The organism is Chitinophaga pinensis, assembly GCF_007896845.1.
Lineage (GTDB): Bacteria > Bacteroidota > Bacteroidia > Chitinophagales > Chitinophagaceae > Chitinophaga > Chitinophaga pinensis_C.
The window spans coordinates 101267-122160 of record NZ_VOHS01000006.1 but is presented as its reverse complement, the minus strand read 5'-3'; the positions used below and the strand labels follow the sequence as shown (position 1 = coordinate 122160).

Here is a 20894-nt window from a genome sequence, read left to right as displayed (position 1 = left end):
ACCTGTCAGGTCTATCATTTTATTATTTTTGCCAACTTAAAGAGGAAACCCGGCGTTCTTGTATAAATCAAGGCTCCGGAGACATGGATACAGCACAGGAATTAGCATTTATGAAGCAGTTGTCGCGTCTTATTTTATTCGCAGTTATTTTTACAGCATCAGTATTTTCAGTTAAGGCACAGACCCAATCTAATACACCTCCGGTATTACCTGATTTCTCGGCCCTCATTAAGACGGGCAAGATCTCACTGGAATTCATCTCCGGTTTCCGGGATGTGAAGTTTATCGGTGTTCAGCGCTCTCTGGATAGCGTACTGAACTTCAGTACGATTGGTCTGGTGAGTAATCCGAATGATTTCAGGAATTCCTATAATGATGTCAAACCGTTGCCCGGGTCTAACTACTATCGTCTCTTTATCCAATTTAATAACGGACGCTATCTGTATTCCAAAATTGTATTGGCTGTACCAGACAGTACAATAGATGCAACCAAAAAGCTACAATTGTCAGATGTAAAAGAAGCGATCGCCGCTGCGAAAGAGGCGGGTATTAATACAGGTACCAATCCTACGACCGCGAAAGAGAAGGTTGTGAAAGAGGAAAAGATCGTCTGGCATCCGTCTAACTACATTTATACCACTGCCGATGGCAATGTGAATATCAAGCTGCCGGATGCGCCGGAAAAGAAATACAGTGTTAAGTTCTTCGAACCGGATGGTTCCTTCCTTTTTGAGATTCCACAGATAAAGGAGCCTTTCCTGATACTGGAAAAAGCGATCTTCCTGCATGCGGGCTGGTTCAACTTCGAGATCTATCAGGAGGGGAAAGCATATGAGAAATGGAATCTCTATATCCCGTTGACTTACAGAAACTAACAATTAACACGTTTATAAAAGCGCAAAGCCCTCTCCGTCAATGACGAAGAGGGCTTTGCGCTTTTATAACTGATATGTTGTCTTTAGTCCATGATCATTTCAGCACCGAAGACGGTAGCGAAATGCTGTGCAATCCGGCTTTTTACTTCCGCTTCAGCTACTTCTCTACCCAGCTCTTCATGCATGGAGGCTACTTTTTTATCAACAATGCCACAAGGCACGATATTTCCAAAATAGTCCAGGTTGGTATTCACATTCAGCGCGAAACCATGCATAGTCACCCAACGACTGCAACGTACTCCCATGGCACAGATCTTACGGGCACGCGCCGGATCCTGCGGGTCCAGCCATACGCCAGTCTCTCCTGCAGAACGCTCGCCTTTGACGCCATAATCTGCCAGTGTAAGGATGATAACTTCCTCCAGATTACGCAGGTATTTCCCTATATCTGTAAAGAAATTTTCCAGATCGAGGATTGGGTATCCTACTACCTGACCGGGTCCGTGATAGGTGATATCACCGCCGCGGTTTGTGCTTGAAAAAGTGATGCCTTTATCTTCCAGCTGCTGACTATCCAGCAGGAGATTTTCCATATGTCCGCTCTTACCGAGGGTATAGATATGCGGGTGACCGCAGAACAACAGGTAGTTTGTCGTTTCCTGTGCCTGTCCCGGCGCCTCTACCCCTTTTGCCAATGCCTGTTTGATGCGTACAGTCTGCTGTAAAAGTTGCTCCTGATAATCCCAGGCCTTCTGATAATCAATGATTCCCAGGTCGTTCGTGTGGATCTTCTTGTTCATATTGCAGGTGCAAAAATACGGAATTACCACTTGCTGTGCTCTATCAGGAATTGGATGGAGTTATACTATACTCATGCTACGTTAATGCTACGTAAAAAAGGTAGCATTAACGTAGCATGAGTATAGTATAACTATTGATAAGACAAGAAAAGCGTATCGTTCTATTGATGAGATGTCCCGAATGCCCCCTATTAGCCACAAAAGCACTATTGACATGACGCATACACGACGCATATACGACGCATCTATGCTTTATCTCATGCTACATCCCTTCCTTTGAATATACCTATATTATACCCGATAGTGTCTGCCATCTGACCCAATACCCTACCCAATATTATGTCTTATCGCTTGAAAATGAGCATCACCTGCCAGCATTTCTGGAATATACCTGAAGCATCTCCTGATCAAAGCTTACCCAAACTGTGGACTTGCGCCCGGTTATTCGTACCTTTGCCAAAATTTTGAATCCTCATGGCGGAAGAACTGATTGAAATTGACGATGAACTGGAGAACGGCGAAGGCAGCGAGGAGCTGTATGAGCGGGTGAATATAATAGCTGACAAAGGTCAGGAGCCACTTCGTGTGGATAAGTTCCTGATGAACCGGGTAGAAGGTGCTACCCGCAACAAAATTCAGCAGGCATGCGATAACGGCATGGTCATCGTCAATGACAAACCGGTTAAATCCAACTATAAAGTGAAGGCGGGCGATCGTATCGTTGTGTATTCCAATAAGAATCCGGAGAACACGCAGGTGATTCCGGAGGAACTGCCGCTGGATATTGTATATGAGGACGAAGATTTAATGATAATCAACAAGTTGCCGGGCATGGTGGTACACCCTGGCTGTGGCAACTATACCGGAACCCTTGTCAATGGACTGGCCTGGTATCTGGGCGACCATACCACAACACCGGCGCCGGAACCAAGCATCCCACGTTTCGGTCTGGTACACCGTATTGATAAGAATACCAGTGGATTGCTGGTAGTAGCCAAGTCGGAGAAAGCCATGAACGATCTGGCAAAACAGTTCTTCGATCATACTGTACAGCGCCGTTATCTGGCCCTTGTATGGGGTGATTTCGAGGAAGATGAAGGAACCATTGAAGCGCATGTTGGTCGTCACCAGAGATTCCGTAAGATCATGGATGCCTATCCTGACGGAGAATATGGTAAAGAGGCGATCACCCACTATAAAGTGCTGGAACGTTTTAATTATGTGACACTTATCGAGTGCCGTCTGGAAACAGGACGTACTCACCAGATCAGGGTACATATGCAGCACATCGGCCATTCCCTGTTTAATGATGATACTTATAACGGTGACCGTATCCTGAAAGGCACCGTATTTGCCAAATACAAACAATTTGTGGAAAACTGTTTCGAAATCATGCCACGCCATGCCCTGCATGCGCAGACACTTGGTTTCATACACCCGCGTACACGTAAACCTATCCATTTTGAAAGTCCGTTACCTGAAGATTTTAAAGCCGTTCTGGAGAAATGGAGACGCTATGTGAGCGCCCGACCATTAGAAGAGTAAATCCATTAAAAAATTAAAACATATCATTTTTTGTTTTAATTTAGCACCTTACCCATGTCCCTTCATGAGAAGCCTATATCTATTAATCGCGGTTTTAATAACCATGCTGGGTGCATTTAGTGCCCAGGCACAGACACAATTTACGTACTCGACGACCTGCCAGAATGATAGTGTTAGATTTGAAATAGCTGAAGCGGACCTCGCAGGCATAGACTCCGTACGATGGTATTTCGGCGACCCGGCCTCCGGAGCTGCGGATACATCCCGCAGAATTAAAGGCGCCCATCTTTACAATACCGTTGGTCCTTACACTGTGCAACTCATTGCCTACCGTGCAGGCGTACCGTCAACATCTACCACGAATCTGAACATTGTGGCGCCGGTTATCTATGACTTTGGCCCGACCGATCAGACCCTCTGTGATAGCACGACCATTACACTGACAGCACCGGATGTACCCGGGGCCACGTATGAATGGCAGGACGGTTCCACCGGCCGGAGTATCCTTGTAGACACCATGACCACCTATAAGGTAAAGATCAATGGTTGTCTTGTACCCGATTCCGTTAACATCTTTTATACGCCTGTTCCGGAAATAGATCTGGGTGACAGCAGTCTGGTATTGTGTCTCGGTGAGACCATTGAACTGGATGCGACTGCACAGAACTGTACTTATATCTGGAACACCGGGGCTATCACACCTAATATCATCGTACATAGTGATGTAGCGATGCCATCCACGCCTTACATCGTTACGGCAGATGCAAAAGGTTGTGGTCTGTACCGGGATACGATCTATATCGCTTTTGCCGGTGCACAACATCCATTCTCACTGGGTAAAGACACGATCCTTTGTCCGGGAGAATCCATCACGCTGGATGCGACCACACCCGGCGCTACCGGTTATCGTTGGGGTAACCGCGCAACCACAGCTACGACAACAATCAGAAGTAACTGGGATCTCTGGGTATTTGTAGAAATCAACAATACCTGTGAAGTACTGGATACCATTCTGATACGTTATAAACCAGACAGAGAACTCGATCTCGGCAATGATACCATCGTATGTAAAGGTGAAACACTGGTATTGAAAGCTGATTTCGGAACAGCCTCCTATCGTTGGCAGGATACTTCCAAACAAGCGACCTTCTATGTGCGGGAAACCGGTTATTACTGGGTTGAAGCAAAAGTAGGCCGATGTATAGATCAGGATACTATTCACGTACAGTTTGAAGATACCTTACGTACAAATCTGGGGCATGATACCCTGTTGTGTATGGGAACGGTATATAATCTGCATCCTGACGGAGCCGGTATGAATTATAAATGGCAGGATAGTTCTTCACTGCCGATATTCCCGGTCACGCAGGCCGGACACTATGCGATTGTGGCCAACAATAGTTGCGGACAATCGATAGATGAAGTGGATATAGCTTTCCAGGAATGTGGTTGTCAGGTGTATCTGCCGACGGCCTTTACACCGAATGCAGATGGCGTGAATGATTACTTCCGACCGAAATTCCGATGTCCCATTACGGAATTTGAGCTGGTCATTTTCAACCGCTGGGGGCAACGGATTTACTACACCACCGATCCGGATGTAGGTTGGAAAGGTACCTGGCAGAAAGGAAGAGTACCGTTTGGAACCTATGTATGGATGATGGATTACAAAGTGGTGTCAACGGGAGAGAAAGTGAAGAAGACAGGTTCTGTAACAGTGATCTACTAAGACAAAAATAATAAGCAATAAAAGCGAAGAGCGTACGGCACAGGCAGTACGCTCTTCGCTTTTTTATGCAACTATCTTTATTACTGTGGTGTGGTAAATGTATGGAACCGTGCGATGAACTTTGCTGTTTCCCGCTTTTTGAAAGGTACGTCCCATGTACCATCGTAAGTAACCAGTGCAGGGATGAGTAAACCTTGTTGTTTTGTCATTTGCACATCCATTTTCACATCGAAGTCGAACAGCATTGTTTTATAGGAAAGCGAATATTTACGTCCGACGATTTCGAAGTTATCTTTATTAAAATAAGTAATCAGTTCATTCACCACTACATCTCCCCTGTCCAGACTATTAAGATCAGGTTTGGCTTTTGCGCTGAATACATAACAGGATACACCGAGATATTCCTGTGAAGAGATGGCGAAATTATAAAAACGCTGTACTTCCGGATCGAAGATGGCGACTTTACCACCGACGATAGGAACACCTCTGACAGGTTTGCCCGGATTAAAAATGAGTTGTTTCAGTTGTGCTTTATGACGAGCCATACTGCCTTTGGAGCTTTCTGGTTCTTCTCCTGTAGCATCCGCACAAATGGTACCTTTTGTAAAAAAGAGGTTGCCGTATAACTCTGCAGTGTAGTAGTTGTAATTGCCTTTTTTATCGAAGAAGTCGCCGGTAATATTTTCGGTCAGCACTTTCATGGTACGACATCTGCCTTGCATAGACTGTAAGGTCTGGCTTTTCAGCGATGCCTGTATTTCATTGCTTTTATTATAGATACGGATATCGTTGTCGGCGGTATATCCGAGGAGGTGCAGATTTTTAAAGGCGCGATAAAAAGTAGTGTCATCTTCTACTCTTTTGATAAAGCTGTTGACGTCAAAGCCTATACGTTTGGCTTCAACGATCACTTCATCAAGGTTTACAGTCATTCCTTTGTAGATAGCTGTATCCTGCGCATAGGTTTGCTGAAAAAATAAGAGTGTGACAGTGTAGATCCAGAGTTTTCGCATGATGCGAAATTATGTATTTTCTTGTTAGCTGGCTTTTCCTGCGACGTACATCTGATCAAGTGTGGGAGATGGGCTGCCGCCTTTGTTCTCCAGTGTGATGGCAAACATCTCTGCATTATCGATGGATTTCATCTTATGCAGCAGTTCATCTTTGTTACCTGTTTCGAAGACCCCCATGTCAACGGGTTTACCACCTACGATGGCCCAGAGCTGATATTGCTTATCTGCAGCGGGTTCTGGCAGGTTATTCACCATGACGAACACTTCTTTGGATTGCTGATTCCAGTATACGGTAGCGAGTGCGGTGGGGAAAGGTTTGGTGCCGGACATCTTTACTGCTTTCATGGAAGGGCTTTTTACGATATTCATAGAAGCTTCCATTTGCTCGAGGCGGGTGCGGTAGAGATTGGATTCTGACGCCATTGAATTTTGTGAGGAGAGTAATGCTTCGTAGCGGCCTTTGTAGTCATTGATCTGACCGGAGTAGATGTAATTCATATACAGGCTACCGAGCAGCGCAACAAACACAGCAGCTGCAATCCAGCGCCAGGCGCTGCTTACATACACTTTCTCCTCATTTGGGAAAGCGATGGCTGTTTCTTCTACATAAGTTCCGTTTTCTTTGGCAGTCTCTTCGTCGGCAATGATACGGAGGATATTCTGTTTTACTTCAGGTTTTGGTGTTTTCGCCTGTAATGTAACGTATTGTTCCATATCGAGCTGACAGTCATCCACTGCAGCTCTCACTTCCGGATACTGAGCCATGCCGCGTTCCAGCTCCTCTATTTCGTTGGAGGTGGCGAGTCCGCTAACATAAGCTTCGATCAAACCGGACGATATGAAACGTGATGCGTCCACTCTTATACTAATTTTAACAAGTTTCTTAATTGGATAATTGCATTCCTCATCCTCGTTTTCACAGTACCCAAAGGGATTTCCAGCACCTTGGAAATTTCTTCCTGGGTGCAACCCTTATAGTACGCTAAATCAATGATGATTCGTTGTTCCTTAGTTAATTTTTCCAGAACCTTTGAAAGTCCAAGATGGTCAACGGACGGGTGTACAGTTAAATTACCTGTATATAAATGTACGTCATCACCAATGTCTTGGATTTTCTGATCCATTTTATGTGCCTTCGAGCGGAGCGTATCAATTGCGGAGTTACGTGTAATGTTGAGCATCCATGTGAACAGACGTCCTTTGCTTTCATCGTACCGGTCAATATTACGCCAGATTTTAAGGAACACTTCCTGCAATACATCATTCGCGTTGCTTTCGTCGTTGAGCACTTTAAGTGCTACTCCGTACAAAGCAGGCGAATATCGGTCATACAGGTAGCCGAATACCTTCTGGTCTTTGGCCTTTAGCCCCTGTACCAGCTCAGATTCCGTATATGTGAACGCGGATTCCAAAACAGTTAAAAATTTTGTTAAAAATACTTTTCACAGTGTTCACCACATTTCAGCTGCAGGTGCTACAGTACTCGAAACTGTTACCAGTACAACCTGATGTTCCAATCCAAATAAGTCCTAAAATGATGGTTAATGGGAATGCAATAATAAAGGAAAGATAGCAATTATTACGGAATAATTGATAATGAGCGCTATAGTTGGAGGAAAGGAGTAAATGAAGCGTTAAGGTCAACCAGCAACTTTACCGGCGACGAACATTTGTTCGAGTGTCGGTTCAGGGCTGCCGCCTTTCTTTTCGAGGGTTACTGCGAATACCTGTGCATTCTCAACCTGTTTCACCTTTTGCAGTGTGTGCGCTTTGGCGCCCAGTTCGAATACACCTGCGTCGATGGGTTTTCCGTTTACGATAGCCCAGAGTTGGTATTGTTTATCAGCAGGAGGCTCAGGTAATGCCTGAGCGAGGATGAATGTTTCTTTTGACTGAGGATTCCATCCGATAGTGGCCATTGCACCGGTATGTTTACCGACGCCGGGCATGCGGACCCATTTGAAAGAAGGATCTTTCATCAGGCCCAGTTCTTTATGTGCATAATCAAGCTGTTCTTTCAGCGCTTCTTTCTCTGCGGAAAGAGCGGCCTGTTCATCCTGCAGTGAGGCAAGTTGACCGGTCACGCTGTCTGATTTGCTATATGACATAATGTTCATGCTTACACTACCGAGCAGCAGTGCGATTGCTGCTGCTGCAGTATATTGCCATATGCGGTTTGGAGAGCTGTTTGTCCCTTTATCTTCGGAGAAAATGTCTTCGTATGTTGCTGTGCTTAATACAGGCGTTGCGGTAGTGGCTGGTTCTTCGCGTACATCGTCTTTGTGCAGACGTTCCATCAGCTGCCGTCTGATACCGGCAGGAGGTTTTTGCGCCCACAGCTGTATGTAATACTCCATATCCTGCTGTATGGCATCCGCAGCAGCCTTTATCTCAGGATGTTGCTGAATGGCACTGACAACCTCACGTGATTCTGGTTCTGATAGTAATCCCGTAACATGGTTTTCAATAACACCGGACGATATGTAACGTTGAACATCCACTTGCTTAGATCTGTTTTAAAATATTCCGCAATTGTATGATCGCATTACGCATCCTGGTCTTCACCGTTCCAAGAGGGATGTCCAATATCTTCGCAATTTCATCCTGAGTGCATCCCTTATAATAAGCCAGGTCTATAATAACACGTTGTTCCTTGCTAAGTTGTTCCAACACTTTCACCAATCCGAGGTGATCCACGGAAGGATGAATAGCCAGCTGGTCTGACGCAAGAGCGTTGCTCCCTAATTCTGCAACTTTTTGTCCCATCTTGTGAGACTTTGAGCGGAGGGTATCAATGGCAGTATTACGGGCAATATTCACCATCCAGGTGAACAGACGTCCCTTTTCGCTATCATAGCGTTCGATACCACGCCAGATCTTGAGAAAGATTTCCTGCAGCACATCACCGGCTGTCGCCTCATCGTTCAGCACTTTAAGGGCAATACCATATAATGCCGGTGAATAATGATCATATAAGTACCCGAAATGTTTTTCGTTCCTCGCCTTTAGGCCAAGCACCAGTTCGGATTCTGTATATGTGACTGCGGATCCCAATGTATTGTATTAGTTTGCAGGCACTAAAATAAAAGGGATTTCTTACATTACAAAATTTTCACTTGTTTTATTTATGAAATATCATCTTATAATCCACGTTGATCTTGCCTTTGGAGATATCATCCAGCTTACCTTTGATCATTCTGCGTTTTAATGGTTTCAGGTGATCGATGAACAGTTTACCATCGATATGGTCGTATTCATGAAATATAACACGGGCGGTAATGCCGGTAAAGGTCTTTTCCTGTGGCTGGAATTTTTCATCTACATAACGCAGCGTTACGGATTCCGGACGGTATACGTCTTCACGCACTTTCGGAATACTGAGACAACCTTCGTTGTACGCCCATTCTTCTCCTCCGGTGCTTACAATATGTGCATTGATAAATGCCTGTTTGATACCATTATCGCCAGGGTAGTCTTTCTTCTCATCTTCTTCGAGGCTGCTGATGATCTGTTCACTATCCACTACAAATAAACGGATCGGTCTGTTGATCTGCGGAGCAGCCAGTCCTACACCATTTGAAGCATACATGGTTTCCCACATATTGGCAAGCAGTTGCTCTAACTGAGGGTAATCAGGGGTTATATCTTCACACATTTTACGTAATACCGGATGACCGTAAGCAACTATAGGTAGAATCATTTTATATTTTTTTCAGAAATGCAAAGGTAAGAATGAATTAGGAATTACTTGTTCTGCAAGTACTCCTGTAATATGATTGTAGCGCTGATCTCATCTACCAGCCCTTTATTCTGGCGGTCCTTCTTTTTGAGTCCGCTGTCAATCATGGTCTGGAAAGCCATTTTAGAAGTGAAACGTTCGTCCACTTTCTTCACAGGCACCTGTGGAAAATTCTTTTCCAGAATACGCACGCATTCAATAACCAGTGGGGTCGCATGTGTAGCGCCGCCATCCAGATTTTTGGGCTCTCCTATCAGAAACAGCTCCACAGCTTCCTGTGCCAGATATTTTTTCAGATAAGGAATGAGATCGTGTGTCGCAACGGTGGTCAGACCGCTGGCTATCAGCTGTAATGGGTCAGTTACTGCCAGCCCTGTTCTCTTTTTTCCGTAATCAATTGCAAGTATACGCGCCATATTGCTATTTTATCCGATGATGAACATATCAGCGATCGCAAATACAGCATACACCACACTCGCAATACCATTTGTAGTCATAAATGCAATATTGACACGGCTCAGATCATTCGGTTTCACCAACAGATGCTGAGATACCAGCATAATAATAAATACAAGGGCGCCGATCGCATACAGCCAATGGAATGAACCATAAAGGCCGATAATCACTGCCAGTGCGCCTGCTACGAGGTGTAAGCCTTCGGAGAAATGCAGGGCACCTGCCTTACCCAACCATGTAGGAATTGAGTTTAAAGCCAGTGAACGGTCAAACTCTTCATCCTGCAAGGAATAGATAATATCGAAACCAGCCACCCAGCACAATACCAGTACAGACAACAATACCGGCAATACAGCAAATTGTCCTGTTACAGCCAGATAGGCGCCTACCGGTGCCAGTGACAGTCCCAATCCAAGCACCAGATGACAAAGCGCTGTGAATCTTTTAGTATAACTATAACCCAATACCACCAGCAATGCTATAGGTGATAACAGGAAACATAAGAAGTTAATGAACCATGTGGCAGCCATGAACAGTAAACAATTCACGACCACAAATATGAGCGCGTTCTTTTCTGTGATTACGCCTCTCGGGATTTCACGCTGTACGGTACGGGGGTTTTTCCTGTCGATGTCAGCATCCAGATAGCGGTTGAAAGCCATGGCTGCACTACGTGCAAAAACCATACAGAGCACTACCAATAAAAATAACTGCCAGCTGAAACTGGCGTCAGTCTTGATGGTGGCAATAAAAAAACCGGTCAATGCGAAAGGCATTGCAAATATGGTGTGGCTGAATTTAACCAGCGATAGGTATTTATTAACCGTTGCGATCATTGTGCCTGTTGTTTTTTCAGTTTTGCAAAGATATCCCAAACCACGATACCAGTACTCACAGAGATATTCAAAGAATGTTTCATACCGGATTGCGGTATTTCGATGCAGCCTTCTACCATTTTCATGACTTCAGCATCTACACCGGTAACTTCATTTCCGAAAACCAGCGCAAGCGGTTTATCTGCTGCCGGCGTAAACTGATCCAGCATGATACTGTTCACTGCCTGTTCTACTGCCATCACGGTATACCCTGCTTCACGGAGTGCTGCCACAGCTTCGACAGTTGTTGCAAAGTATTGCCATTCCACTGTTTCCGTTGCACCCAGTGCGGTTTTCTGAATATCGCGGTGAGGAGGAACCGGTGTATATCCACAGAGAACGACCCCCCGTAAGAGGAACCCGTCTGCTGTCCGGAATACCGATCCGACATTATGCATACTGCGTACATTATCCAGTATCAGTACCAAAGGTGTTTTATCTGCCGCCCGAAACTGATCAACCGTCTTACGGCCCAGCTCATCCATGCTTAGTTTTCGCATTTTGCAAAAGTACGATAAAATGTAAAGTGTTCAGGAACTGACAGCTTTTGTGCCGGTTCCTGCCAAAGCCCCCTCCTTCTCCAAAAGGTACCAGAAGCATCTGCAAGACAATGAAAAAATAGATAAATCCTTGTTTTTCAAAGGAAAATACATCTTCACAGCTAAAAAAAGGGATGTGTACATCTCAAATTCAGCACATCCGCACATTATTATATATTTGCCGAATGGCAAAAAGCAAATCGGTAGAAACCCCGCTCATGCAACAGCACAACGCCATCAAGGCACGTTACCCGGATGCTGTCCTGTTGTTCCGCGTGGGAGATTTTTATGAAACTTTTAATGACGATGCAATCATCGCGTCGAAAGTATTAGGTATTGTACTCACCAAAAGGGCCAATGGTTCTGCTTCACAACAGGACCTGGCAGGTTTTCCCCATCACTCCCTCGATACATATCTTCACAAACTGGTAAAAGCTGGTTATCGTGTAGCAGTATGTGATCAGCTGGAAGATCCTAAAATGGCCAAAGGCATCGTGAAACGTGGTGTGACCGAAATGGTTACTCCGGGTGTGGCTGTGAATGACAAGATTCTTGAAAATGCCAGTAACAACTTCCTGGCTGCCGTTCATTTCGGAAAAGAATTGACTGGTGTGGCATTCCTCGATATTTCTACCGGTGAATTCTTCGTAGCACAGGGCAACCTGGAATATGCGGATAAACTCCTGCAAAGCTTCAAGCCGGCAGAAGTCATCTTTGCCCGTCCGCAACAGAAACATTTCAAGGAACAATTTGGTTCCAAATTCTATACATATACTCTGGAAGAGTGGATCTTCACAACCAATTACGCAGAAGAAACCCTCCTCAAACAATTTGAGACGCATAGTCTGAAAGGGTTTGGGGTAGATGGTCTGCAGGACGCTATTATTGCTGCCGGCGCCTGTCTGCACTATCTCCGTGACACAGAACATCCACATCTGCAACATATCACCAACATCCAACGCATCGAACAGGATGATTTTCTCTGGATGGATCGTTTTACGATCAGAAATCTGGAACTGTTGGGCAGTAGTGTTGAAAACGGTCATACCCTGCTGAAAACACTGGATACGACTGTTACCCCTATGGGCGCCAGACTGCTGAAACGCTGGATGGTATTACCATTAAGAGATATTAAACAGATCAACGAAAGACTGGATGTAACGGAGTATTTCATCAAAGAAACAGATCTGTCAGGAAATATACTGCAACACCTGAAACAGACAGGGGATCTGGAACGACTTGTATCCAAGATACCGCTGCGCAAGATCAATCCACGTGAAGTGATGATGCTGGCGAAAGCATTACAGCAGGTAGAAGGTATCAAACAGTTACTGGCACAGACGGGGCATCCTTATCTGACTGCTATTGGCGAGAAACTGAATCCATGTCCCGGTATTCTTTGCCGCATCCTTGAACAGATCGTAGAGACACCGCCAATATTAGTCAGCAAAGGCGGTGTTATACAAAACGGTATACATACTGAACTGGACAACCTGCGTACCATCGCACATTCAGGTAAAGAGTACCTGCTGCGTATTCAGCAGACGGAATCTGATGCAACCGGCATTCCAAGTCTGAAGGTCGCTTTCAATAATGTATTCGGCTACTATCTTGAAGTAACGAATGCGCATAAGAATAAAGTACCGGAGAACTGGATCCGTAAGCAGACATTAGCCAATGCGGAACGTTATATTACACCTGAGCTGAAGGAATATGAAGAAAAGATCGTAGGAGCTGAAGAGAAAATCCTTGCACTGGAAATACAGTTGTTTGATGAATTACTGGTTGCCTTACAACCACACATTCAGGCCATCCAGCAGAATGCACAGCTGATGGCGCGGTTAGATTGTCTGCTGAGCTTTGCCAATAACGCTATTCAATATAAATATCGTCGCCCAAATGTCACTGATGGCTATCATCTGGATATCCGTGAAGGCAGACATCCGGTTATTGAAAGAGGTCTGCCACCGGGAGAAAGTTATGTAGCAAATGATATTGTACTGGATAAAGAACAACAGCAGATCATCATTCTGACGGGTCCGAACATGAGTGGTAAATCAGCGCTGTTGCGACAGACAGCCCTCATTACACTGATGGCGCACATGGGTAGTTTTGTACCGGCAGCGGCGGCGGAGATTGGTCTGACAGACAAGATCTTTACGCGTGTAGGCGCTTCCGATAACCTGAGCGGTGGAGAATCTACCTTCATGGTTGAGATGAACGAAACAGCCAGCATTATCAACAATATTACGCCACGAAGTCTGGTAATACTCGATGAGATCGGCCGTGGTACCAGTACCTATGATGGTATTTCGATTGCGTGGAGTATTGTGGAATACCTGCATGATATGACGCCGCATATGCCTAAAACACTTTTTGCGACACACTATCATGAGTTGAATGAACTGGAGAATAAACACAATCGTGTCAAGAACTATCATATTACCAATAAAGAGTCCGGCAACAAGGTGATCTTCCTCCGTAAGCTGGCACCGGGTGGTAGTCGCCACAGCTTTGGTATACACGTGGCACGTATGGCGGGTATGCCTCCTCAGTTACTGCAACGCGCGAATGAAGTATTGTCACATCTGGAGCAAAAGCATATTGAAGCACCGCTGGAAAAACATGTGAAAGAGATGGCAGGTCCTACGCAGAAAGTACAGCTCAGTATCTTTGATGCGCATAGCGATACTTTCAAAGAGATCAGGGATATGTTGAATGATGTGGATATTAACAGACTGACACCGGTAGAGGCGTTGCTGAAACTGAATGAGATTAAGAATCTGTTGTAGAAAAATTAAGAATTAAAATTGCAGCTGGTTTGCTGTTAACATAAAACGGGCATGGTCCTTCTGACTTGAAGAACCATGCCCGTTTTTATATTATTTCAGGCAATTTAATTCTTAATTGCTTATTGACTTACGGTCGCTTCACCTCTTTCTCTTCATCTCCTTTTTCATAGGACAGCGACATAATAATCATGGTCATCATCTCATCTTTCGTACGCATGGCGCCATAGACGAGTTGTGGCGGGAAGGATGGATTGGCGGCGTTATTTACAGTATTGTCGTACTTACCTTCCATTGTCAGTATGGTGCCTTTCGGGATCTTTACCATTTTCGGGAACCAGTATATTTCCTGCCAGTTGAAATCCCATTGTGGAATGGACACGAGGCGGATCGTGTCTTTTTCCGGCGTTACGGCATAGGCTTTAAAAGTCTGGCCGAGGAGGTGCATATGTGGCCATACGTATAAGAGTGATTGTGTTTCGGTAAGTTTTACATTCAATTTAAAGCTCTTTTCCACATTCGCGGGAATATAGAAGAAAGGTTCGATTTCCTTCTCTCCTACACCACCGGAGCCATAACTGGTTGCTCTTATAATGCGTTTTACCGGCTTCTTTCTGAAAAAGAACTGTACCCCACTGATCACTTCTTCATCTTTTCCTACCGGTGCGTAATGAACAGTCAGCAGTACAACGCCCCGTTTGGGCATTACCCATCCGATGTCTTCAGGGTATGATTCATAGCTGCTACCCGGGATCCATCCACCGAAGTATTTCATCTTTTTACGATATTGTACATACTGTTGATAGTAGTCGAGATGTGACTCTGTATTATCCACATAATCTGCGGTGTTGGTGAAGTCAGCATCCGGCACGTCGTTAATCTCGTAGTTGGCGTGATGAATGACCTTGCGGTTATTGGAGGTAAATTCGATTGCTTCCACGGCAACTGAATCCGGTATTTCGAAAGGCAATTTATATACAATGAAGCGTTCAACGTTATCACCTTTAAGGGTATAGGCGGTATTCATTTTCACAACGAGGTCAGGCGGACGATGGAAGAGGGTCCCTTCTACAAAGGCTTGTGGCACCTCTTTTACTTCTCCTTCTCCTTTTGGCATACCATGTTCTGCCCAATCCCCTAACAGTTTAATTTCTTCGTCGCTCAGTCTTCTTTCATTGGCGAAGGTGACGTAGTGCGGGTCAGGTTTCCATGGTGGCATGTACCGGCTTTCCGTCACACGTTTAATAAAGGAGGCTCTCTTGGCGACTTCATCATAAGTCACGAGAGAGAAGGGAGCTGCTTCACCGTGACGGTGGCAGGGTGTACAGTTATGGTGAATGATGGGCGCAATATGCTGGGACCAGGTCACCTGCTGTGCGGAAACGTGGCGTAACGGCAATATCAGCAGGAGGCAGCAGCAAAATGATAGAAAACCTTTGTGCAGCATTTTCACAGGAATAAGGAATAAGTTAAGAACTGTAAGGTAGAAAAAAACGGGCAAAGGTGTGGGCAAAAAAAGGGCCGGCATAATGCCGGCCCTTTTTTGGATATCATTAGTGGAGATTATTTAGCCTCCCAGAAGATTGGCGTCTCACGCGTATCTTTTGCTTTTACTTTGTTGTACTCAACTGCGTTGTACAGTTGTTCGTTAGCCGGATACAACAGGCGTTTAGGTGGCTTAGGCGAAAGGCTACCTGAAACCGGGAAGTTCAATACAGGGTAACCTGTTCTTCTCAGTTCAGCCCATGCCTGACCAGCCTGCATGATGAAGAAGTTCTCCCATTTCTGGGTGTAGATTTTCACCAGCTTTTCAGTACTGGTACCAGTGTAAGCAATCGCTGCTTTAGCAAGATATGTGTTTATCTCTGCGTCAGTAGGAGATGCCAGTGGTTCACGGCTGAAGTTATCCTGACCTTGTCTCTTGATAGCACCTTTATTGATACTGTAATAGAAACCGATGGACTGTCTGATACCATTGTTATATTCAACAGATGCATCGCCACCGCCGAATCTTTCGAATGCTTCAGCTTTCAGGAAACTTACTTCAGCAGCAGTCATGATAACGCCAGGGATATTGTCATTGTAAGTGAAAGTAGCAGTATCAAATACAGCATACAGACGCTTAGAGTTTTCGATATCACCAACAGTACCATTCCATGGGAAACCTTTGTAACCATTCTCATCATCTTCATCCCACATTACACGGAGACGAGGATCGCCATTTGCTTCCTGAATGGTGTTGATCAGATACTCAGGTGCATAAGAACCGTTGAATGCATCTATCAGGTCACTTCTTACTGCGGTTGGGCTTTCCTGGAACAGTACGTTCTGATCGTTAGAAGCAACTAACGGGAAAGTAGCCGGTGCAGCCAGCATAGCGGAGATCTCAGCTTGTGCAGAAGCATCACTGTTAGAAATACGCATCAGCAGGCGCAGACGCAGGGAGTTTGTATAACGCTGCCATGCAGTCATATCACCTTTCAGTACGATATCAGCAGTTGTCAGTTCAGACTTAACGTCAGTTGCAACATTTACTGTGTCGAAGAAAGTGTTTGCAGCCTTCAGTTCAGCGATGAGTTTTGTATATGTTGCTTTCGCATCATCATAAGGTACATTCTTGGCAGTACGATCAGGGCTATTCAATCCACCTGCTTCGGAGAAAGGAATATCACCCCAAAGATCGATCATTTGCGCTGTCTGATCGTATAATATCACTTCAGCACATTTCATGAACACCTGATTTCTTGCCTGCTGATCTGCAGACATTTTGCTCAGGGTTGTCTGCATCTCGCGGTAGGAGCTCAGGATACCAGGACCATTGTAGTTATAGTCAGGTGTCTGTCCATCATCCGCACGTGAGCCGGAATAAAAATCTGTCCAGCGACCTTCCAGATAAGATGGGTTAGGCACATACATCTGATTGCCAGGAGCGGTTGCAACCAGCTGAGTGTAGTTCGCCATTGCCGGCATCAGGAATGTATAATAGTCATAGTAGCTTGGATGTATCCTTTTATTCAGATACATACCAGAAAACAGCTTACTCAAAGACCCTTCAGAGATTTTCTCAGGGTTTGTGTAAGACTCTTCGATCGTTTTTGAACAAGAGCTGAACAAGCCAGCCATTGAGCAGAAGAGAGCTATATTTACGAATACTTTTTTCATTATTTTCTTTTTATCCGATTTTCACAATTACATTTTAGAAACGTGCACGAATGCTTGCACCGTAACTTCTTGTAGGACCTGCTGTACCCTGATCGATACCCTGCTGCCACCACATAGAACCTACACCAACTTCAGGATCCAGACCTTTAGGCAGTGATTTGTAAACATACAGGAGGTTACGTCCGATTAAAGACACCTGCAGTCCCTGGAAGCGCAGTTTATCGCTGATCACTTTTGGAACGTTGTATGTGATAGCAACTTCACGCAGTTTGATATAATTGTTTTTCAGAACAGAAGCACTGTAGTCGCCATCGCCACCCCACTGGTATTGGTTGAAGTAGAAGTCGCTGGCAGTGATTACTCTGTCGTTTGGAGTACCATCAGCTTTAACACCCGGCAGGATCAGACCATCATGGTGAACACCATTTGCAGCCTGTGCCAATGTGAACTGAGACGGATCCTGCGAGCTTTCATCACCTACTACATTGTAAGCCAGACCACCTCTTGCAGCATCTCTGTACTGCAGGGTATTGTTCAGCAAACCTGCACCCATTGCATAGTAGTATGGAGTTGACACCAGGTTACCACCAAAACGGTAGTCCAGGGTGAAGTCCAGGGAGAAGTCTTTGTAAGCAACTGTGTTAGAGAAACCACCTACTAATTTCGGCAGGATGTTACCAACTTTCACATATTCACCGGTATTAGTGCTATACAGACCGTATTCATTCACCAGCTTGTTGCCTTTACCATCTGTGTTAGATGGGTGTATATAGATATTACCCAGAGACTCACCAACCTGAGAACGGATTACAACATATTGGTTATCCAGGTTTGTTGCATCCAGGAAAGTCTGACCGTCAGGCAGTCTTGTCAGTTTGTTTTTGTTGATAGCGAAGTTGAAACGGGTAGTCCAGCGGAGATCTTTTGTTTCGATCGGAGTTGCGCTGATCGCAGCTTCATAACCGTAGTTAGAGATATCACCTGCGTTTACCAGCTGGCTGGAAGCACCATTTGAGCTGGAGATAGAGCGATAAAGGATCTGATTACTTACCTTATTATTATAGTAGCTCAGGTCGAGGCTGATACGGCTATCGAGGAATCTTGCTTCCAGACCGATTTCAGATTCTCTCTTTCTTTCAGATTTCAGGTCTTCGTTACCGAAAGCTTTACCGTTAGGCTGCTGATACAGCAGGTTGTTCTTACCATAATTTACACCATACTGAGTGTACAGTACGTTTGCCTGATAAAGATTCGGGTGGTTACCTACGAAACCGTAAGAACCTCTCAACTTAGCGTAGTTGATTGCTTTAGGCATTTTCACTACTTCAGACAAGATGAAACCTGCGTTGAAAGACGGATAGAAGTAAGAGTTTACTTTTACAGGTAATGTGTTGGTAGACTCATAACGACCAGTACCTTCTACATACAGGAAGTTTTTATAAGCAAAGTTCAGGATACCGAAACCGGCAACATCATACTGAGTAGCGCGTTCTGAACTTGCATTCAGCTGCTGAGCGGAGTTACCCATGCTGAACCAGTTTTCAGATACCAGACCGCCATTGGTGGATACCTTGTTGTATCTGTAAGTAGTTTTACGCGCGGTATAACCACCTGTAACTGTCATATCCAGATCTTTAGTCAGCTTAGGATTGTAGACAGCCATTACGTCACCATAGAACACGTTATTATTTCTGCTTTCTGTTGCATAAGAACCGGTATAACCAAGCCTTGCAGGTTTTTCGTTATACCTTGTTTCAGAAGCAGCCAGGTTGGTGAAATCGCCACCCGCTCTACCTCTCAGGGTCAGGTTATCCAGTAATCTGATGCTCAGGGTAGCACTGTTGATGAAACGGTTCTGAGTTTCATTATAGCTGTTACGCAGGTTATCCCAGAAATAATCCAGCAACTGAGAAGGTCTCATGTTGTACAGGAACTTGTCCTCAGAGCCATAAGCGTCGTTGTTGTACAGCACGTATTTATAACCATCTCTTGTCTGATATCTTGTTTTCAGCACATTCATATCATCCATACGACCGAAGAAACCATTATAAGAGTTGGTAATGTTATTAATGGTGTTTGGACGGTTGTGGCTGAAGAAGTTGTTGTAGCTGGAAACAACATCGAGGGTTACTCTCTCGTGCAGTTTCAGAGTACCATTGAAGTTGAAGTTATTTTTATACAGATCACTACCTGGCATGATGCTCTTATAGTCGATACGGGTATAAGAGAAACGGAAGCTACCTTTATCGCTTGCGTTAGAGATCGCTACGTTAGCCTGGGAGTTGTAACCAGTCTGGTAGAAATCTTTATAGTTATCAGGCTGTGCCTCATATTTTCTTTTAGAACCATCCCAGTAAGTAACCTGACGGCCATCGAACTTAGGACCGAAAGAGCCATAAGCTCTGTAGTATGGGTGAACATCACCATTGTTCTCGGTGATCCAACCTTCACGGCTCTTATTGCCAGAAGCAGACAGGTTCAGTGCTGGTGTATAACCAGGACCAAATTCGTTCTGATAATCTGGAGACATAGCCAGTCTTTCCTGGTTGTAAGAGTAATTAGCTTCTACACCCAGACCGTTTTTACCTTTTGCACCTTTTTTAGTGGTGATTACGATTACACCGTTGGTTGCTTCTGAACCGTACAGCGCAGTTGCACTCGCACCTTTCAGAACGGTCAGACTTTCGATATCTTCAGGGTTGATATCGTTGGCACCGTTACCATCGATACGACCATTAGTAGTACCAAAAGTGTTGTTAGTAGGGTTGTTGAAGTTTCTCAGAGGCACACCATCAACTACGTACAGTGGCTGTGTGTTCAAACCTACAGAAGAGACACCTCTTACCTGGATGGATACACCACCTGCAGCACCACCTGGCGCCTGCGTGATCTTCACACCCGCAGCTTTACCATACAGTGCAGAACCGATGGTTGGGCTGGCAGTCTGAGTCAAATCTTTAGAGCTCACAGTGCTTACGGCATAACCCAGTGCACGTGATTCTCTTTTAATACCCATTGCAGTAACAACTACCTCATTCAGGTTTTTGTTGTCTTCTTCCAATGTTACGTTGATGGTAGTTTTTCCAGCAACCGGAATTTCCTGGGTAACAAACCCTACATACGAAACGACTAATGTGCCTTCAGCTGGAACCGACAGCTTGAAAGACCCGTCCGGGTTTGACATGGCGCCATTAGAAACACCCTTTTCTTTAACGGTTACGCCAGGGAGAGGAGTGCCCTTGGCATCTTTGATAGTTCCCGTCACTGCTATCTTAGTCTGTGCTAAAGCAGTAAAGCAGCAGCATAAGAAAAGCAATGTACACACTAAGAGAGATCTTCGCATAGCTTTCTTTTGGATTTTAGTTTATTATG

17 protein-coding genes are annotated in these 20894 nt (G+C 44.9%); 4 read left to right on the top strand and 13 right to left on the bottom strand.

Annotation, left to right across the window (positions count from 1 at the left end; all coding sequences use genetic code 11):
• Nucleotides 1-83 precede the first annotated feature (83 nt).
• A complete protein-coding gene (locus FEF09_RS08300) occupies nt 84-875 on the top strand; it encodes a hypothetical protein (protein ID WP_146304672.1) in 792 nt (263 codons plus the stop codon).
• Nucleotides 876-958: 83 nt separating this feature from the next.
• Here the strand turns inward: FEF09_RS08300 and lipB are convergent, their stop codons facing one another.
• Complete coding sequence (gene lipB / locus FEF09_RS08295; protein WP_146304671.1) at nt 959-1675, bottom strand: lipoyl(octanoyl) transferase LipB; 717 nt, start codon at nt 1673-1675, stop codon at nt 959-961.
• Nucleotides 1676-2149: 474 nt separating this feature from the next.
• Here lipB and FEF09_RS08290 point away from each other — a divergent pair, with 474 nt between their 5' ends.
• Both FEF09_RS08290 and FEF09_RS08285 read left to right on the top strand, forming a co-directional pair.
• On the top strand, nt 2150-3220 hold the full coding sequence (locus FEF09_RS08290; RefSeq protein ID WP_222596935.1) for an RluA family pseudouridine synthase: 1071 nt from the start codon (nt 2150-2152) through the stop codon (nt 3218-3220).
• A 103-nt stretch (nt 3221-3323) separates the two neighbouring features.
• Complete coding sequence (locus FEF09_RS08285) at nt 3324-4949, top strand: gliding motility-associated C-terminal domain-containing protein (protein WP_186774243.1); 1626 nt, start codon at nt 3324-3326, stop codon at nt 4947-4949.
• Between the two features lie 80 nt (nt 4950-5029).
• Here the strand turns inward: FEF09_RS08285 and FEF09_RS08280 are convergent, their stop codons facing one another.
• From FEF09_RS08280 to FEF09_RS08240, 9 genes are all read right to left on the bottom strand, one after another.
• Nucleotides 5030-5962 carry a hypothetical protein gene (locus tag FEF09_RS08280; RefSeq protein WP_012789581.1) on the bottom strand — a complete coding sequence of 311 codons (933 nt, stop codon included), beginning with the start codon at nt 5960-5962 and terminating at the stop codon, nt 5030-5032.
• 24 nt (nt 5963-5986) lie between these two features.
• The gene (locus FEF09_RS08275; protein WP_146304668.1) at nt 5987-6790 is read right to left on the bottom strand and encodes an anti-sigma factor domain-containing protein; all 804 of its coding nucleotides are present in this window, start codon (nt 6788-6790) and stop codon (nt 5987-5989) included.
• 32 nt (nt 6791-6822) lie between these two features.
• The gene (locus tag FEF09_RS08270; protein WP_012789579.1) at nt 6823-7374 is read right to left on the bottom strand and encodes an RNA polymerase sigma factor; all 552 of its coding nucleotides are present in this window, start codon (nt 7372-7374) and stop codon (nt 6823-6825) included.
• Between the two features lie 228 nt (nt 7375-7602).
• Nucleotides 7603-8463 (bottom strand): anti-sigma factor domain-containing protein, encoded by an 861-nt coding sequence (locus FEF09_RS08265; RefSeq protein WP_146304667.1) that lies wholly within the window; start codon nt 8461-8463, stop codon nt 7603-7605.
• A gap of 4 nt (nt 8464-8467) precedes the next feature.
• Entirely contained in the window at nt 8468-9016 is a 549-nt protein-coding gene (locus FEF09_RS08260) for an RNA polymerase sigma factor (RefSeq protein ID WP_146304666.1), read from the bottom strand.
• Nucleotides 9017-9083: 67 nt separating this feature from the next.
• The gene (gene def, locus FEF09_RS08255) at nt 9084-9662 is read right to left on the bottom strand and encodes a peptide deformylase (protein ID WP_146304665.1); all 579 of its coding nucleotides are present in this window, start codon (nt 9660-9662) and stop codon (nt 9084-9086) included.
• Nucleotides 9663-9706: 44 nt separating this feature from the next.
• A complete protein-coding gene (gene ruvX / locus FEF09_RS08250; protein WP_089808908.1) occupies nt 9707-10117 on the bottom strand; it encodes a Holliday junction resolvase RuvX in 411 nt (136 codons plus the stop codon).
• A 9-nt stretch (nt 10118-10126) separates the two neighbouring features.
• The gene (locus FEF09_RS08245) at nt 10127-10993 is read right to left on the bottom strand and encodes a UbiA-like polyprenyltransferase (RefSeq protein WP_146304664.1); all 867 of its coding nucleotides are present in this window, start codon (nt 10991-10993) and stop codon (nt 10127-10129) included.
• Entirely contained in the window at nt 10990-11532 is a 543-nt protein-coding gene (locus FEF09_RS08240; RefSeq protein ID WP_315898151.1) for an RNA methyltransferase, read from the bottom strand. Before FEF09_RS08240 ends, FEF09_RS08245 begins: the two co-directional genes overlap by 4 nt.
• Nucleotides 11533-11756: 224 nt before the next feature.
• Between FEF09_RS08240 and mutS the strand changes: the two genes are divergently transcribed.
• Entirely contained in the window at nt 11757-14363 is a 2607-nt protein-coding gene (gene mutS / locus FEF09_RS08235; protein WP_146304663.1) for a DNA mismatch repair protein MutS, read from the top strand.
• A 127-nt stretch (nt 14364-14490) separates the two neighbouring features.
• Here mutS and FEF09_RS08230 read toward each other — a convergent pair whose 3' ends face one another.
• The 3 genes from FEF09_RS08230 to FEF09_RS08220 all read right to left on the bottom strand — a co-directional run bounded on the left by FEF09_RS08230 (nt 14491) and on the right by FEF09_RS08220 (nt 20787).
• On the bottom strand, nt 14491-15807 hold the full coding sequence (locus FEF09_RS08230; RefSeq protein WP_146304662.1) for a cytochrome c: 1317 nt from the start codon (nt 15805-15807) through the stop codon (nt 14491-14493).
• 116 nt (nt 15808-15923) lie between these two features.
• Nucleotides 15924-17522, bottom strand: a complete 1599-nt coding sequence (locus tag FEF09_RS08225) for a SusD/RagB family nutrient-binding outer membrane lipoprotein (protein ID WP_146304661.1) — start codon at nt 17520-17522, stop codon at nt 15924-15926.
• 34 nt (nt 17523-17556) lie between these two features.
• Complete coding sequence (locus FEF09_RS08220) at nt 17557-20787, bottom strand: SusC/RagA family TonB-linked outer membrane protein (protein WP_186774241.1); 3231 nt, start codon at nt 20785-20787, stop codon at nt 17557-17559.
• Nucleotides 20788-20894 lie beyond the last annotated feature (107 nt).

Coding starts and splice junctions, on each gene's coding strand:
- FEF09_RS08285 (WP_186774243.1), top strand. CDS start 3,324: ATGCTGGGTGCATTTAGTGCCCAGGCACAGACACAATTTACGTACTCG.
- FEF09_RS08280 (WP_012789581.1), bottom strand. CDS start 5,962: ATGCGAAAACTCTGGATCTACACTGTCACACTCTTATTTTTTCAGCAA.
- def (WP_146304665.1), bottom strand. CDS start 9,662: ATGATTCTACCTATAGTTGCTTACGGTCATCCGGTATTACGTAAAATG.
- FEF09_RS08225 (WP_146304661.1), bottom strand. CDS start 17,522: ATGAAAAAAGTATTCGTAAATATAGCTCTCTTCTGCTCAATGGCTGGC.
- FEF09_RS08230 (WP_146304662.1), bottom strand. CDS start 15,807: ATGCTGCACAAAGGTTTTCTATCATTTTGCTGCTGCCTCCTGCTGATA.
- lipB (WP_146304671.1), bottom strand. CDS start 1,675: ATGAACAAGAAGATCCACACGAACGACCTGGGAATCATTGATTATCAG.
- FEF09_RS08300 (WP_146304672.1), top strand. CDS start 84: ATGGATACAGCACAGGAATTAGCATTTATGAAGCAGTTGTCGCGTCTT.
- mutS (WP_146304663.1), top strand. CDS start 11,757: ATGGCAAAAAGCAAATCGGTAGAAACCCCGCTCATGCAACAGCACAAC.
- FEF09_RS08245 (WP_146304664.1), bottom strand. CDS start 10,993: ATGATCGCAACGGTTAATAAATACCTATCGCTGGTTAAATTCAGCCAC.
- ruvX (WP_089808908.1), bottom strand. CDS start 10,117: ATGGCGCGTATACTTGCAATTGATTACGGAAAAAAGAGAACAGGGCTG.
- FEF09_RS08290 (WP_222596935.1), top strand. CDS start 2,150: ATGGCGGAAGAACTGATTGAAATTGACGATGAACTGGAGAACGGCGAA.
- FEF09_RS08240 (WP_315898151.1), bottom strand. CDS start 11,532: ATGCGAAAACTAAGCATGGATGAGCTGGGCCGTAAGACGGTTGATCAG.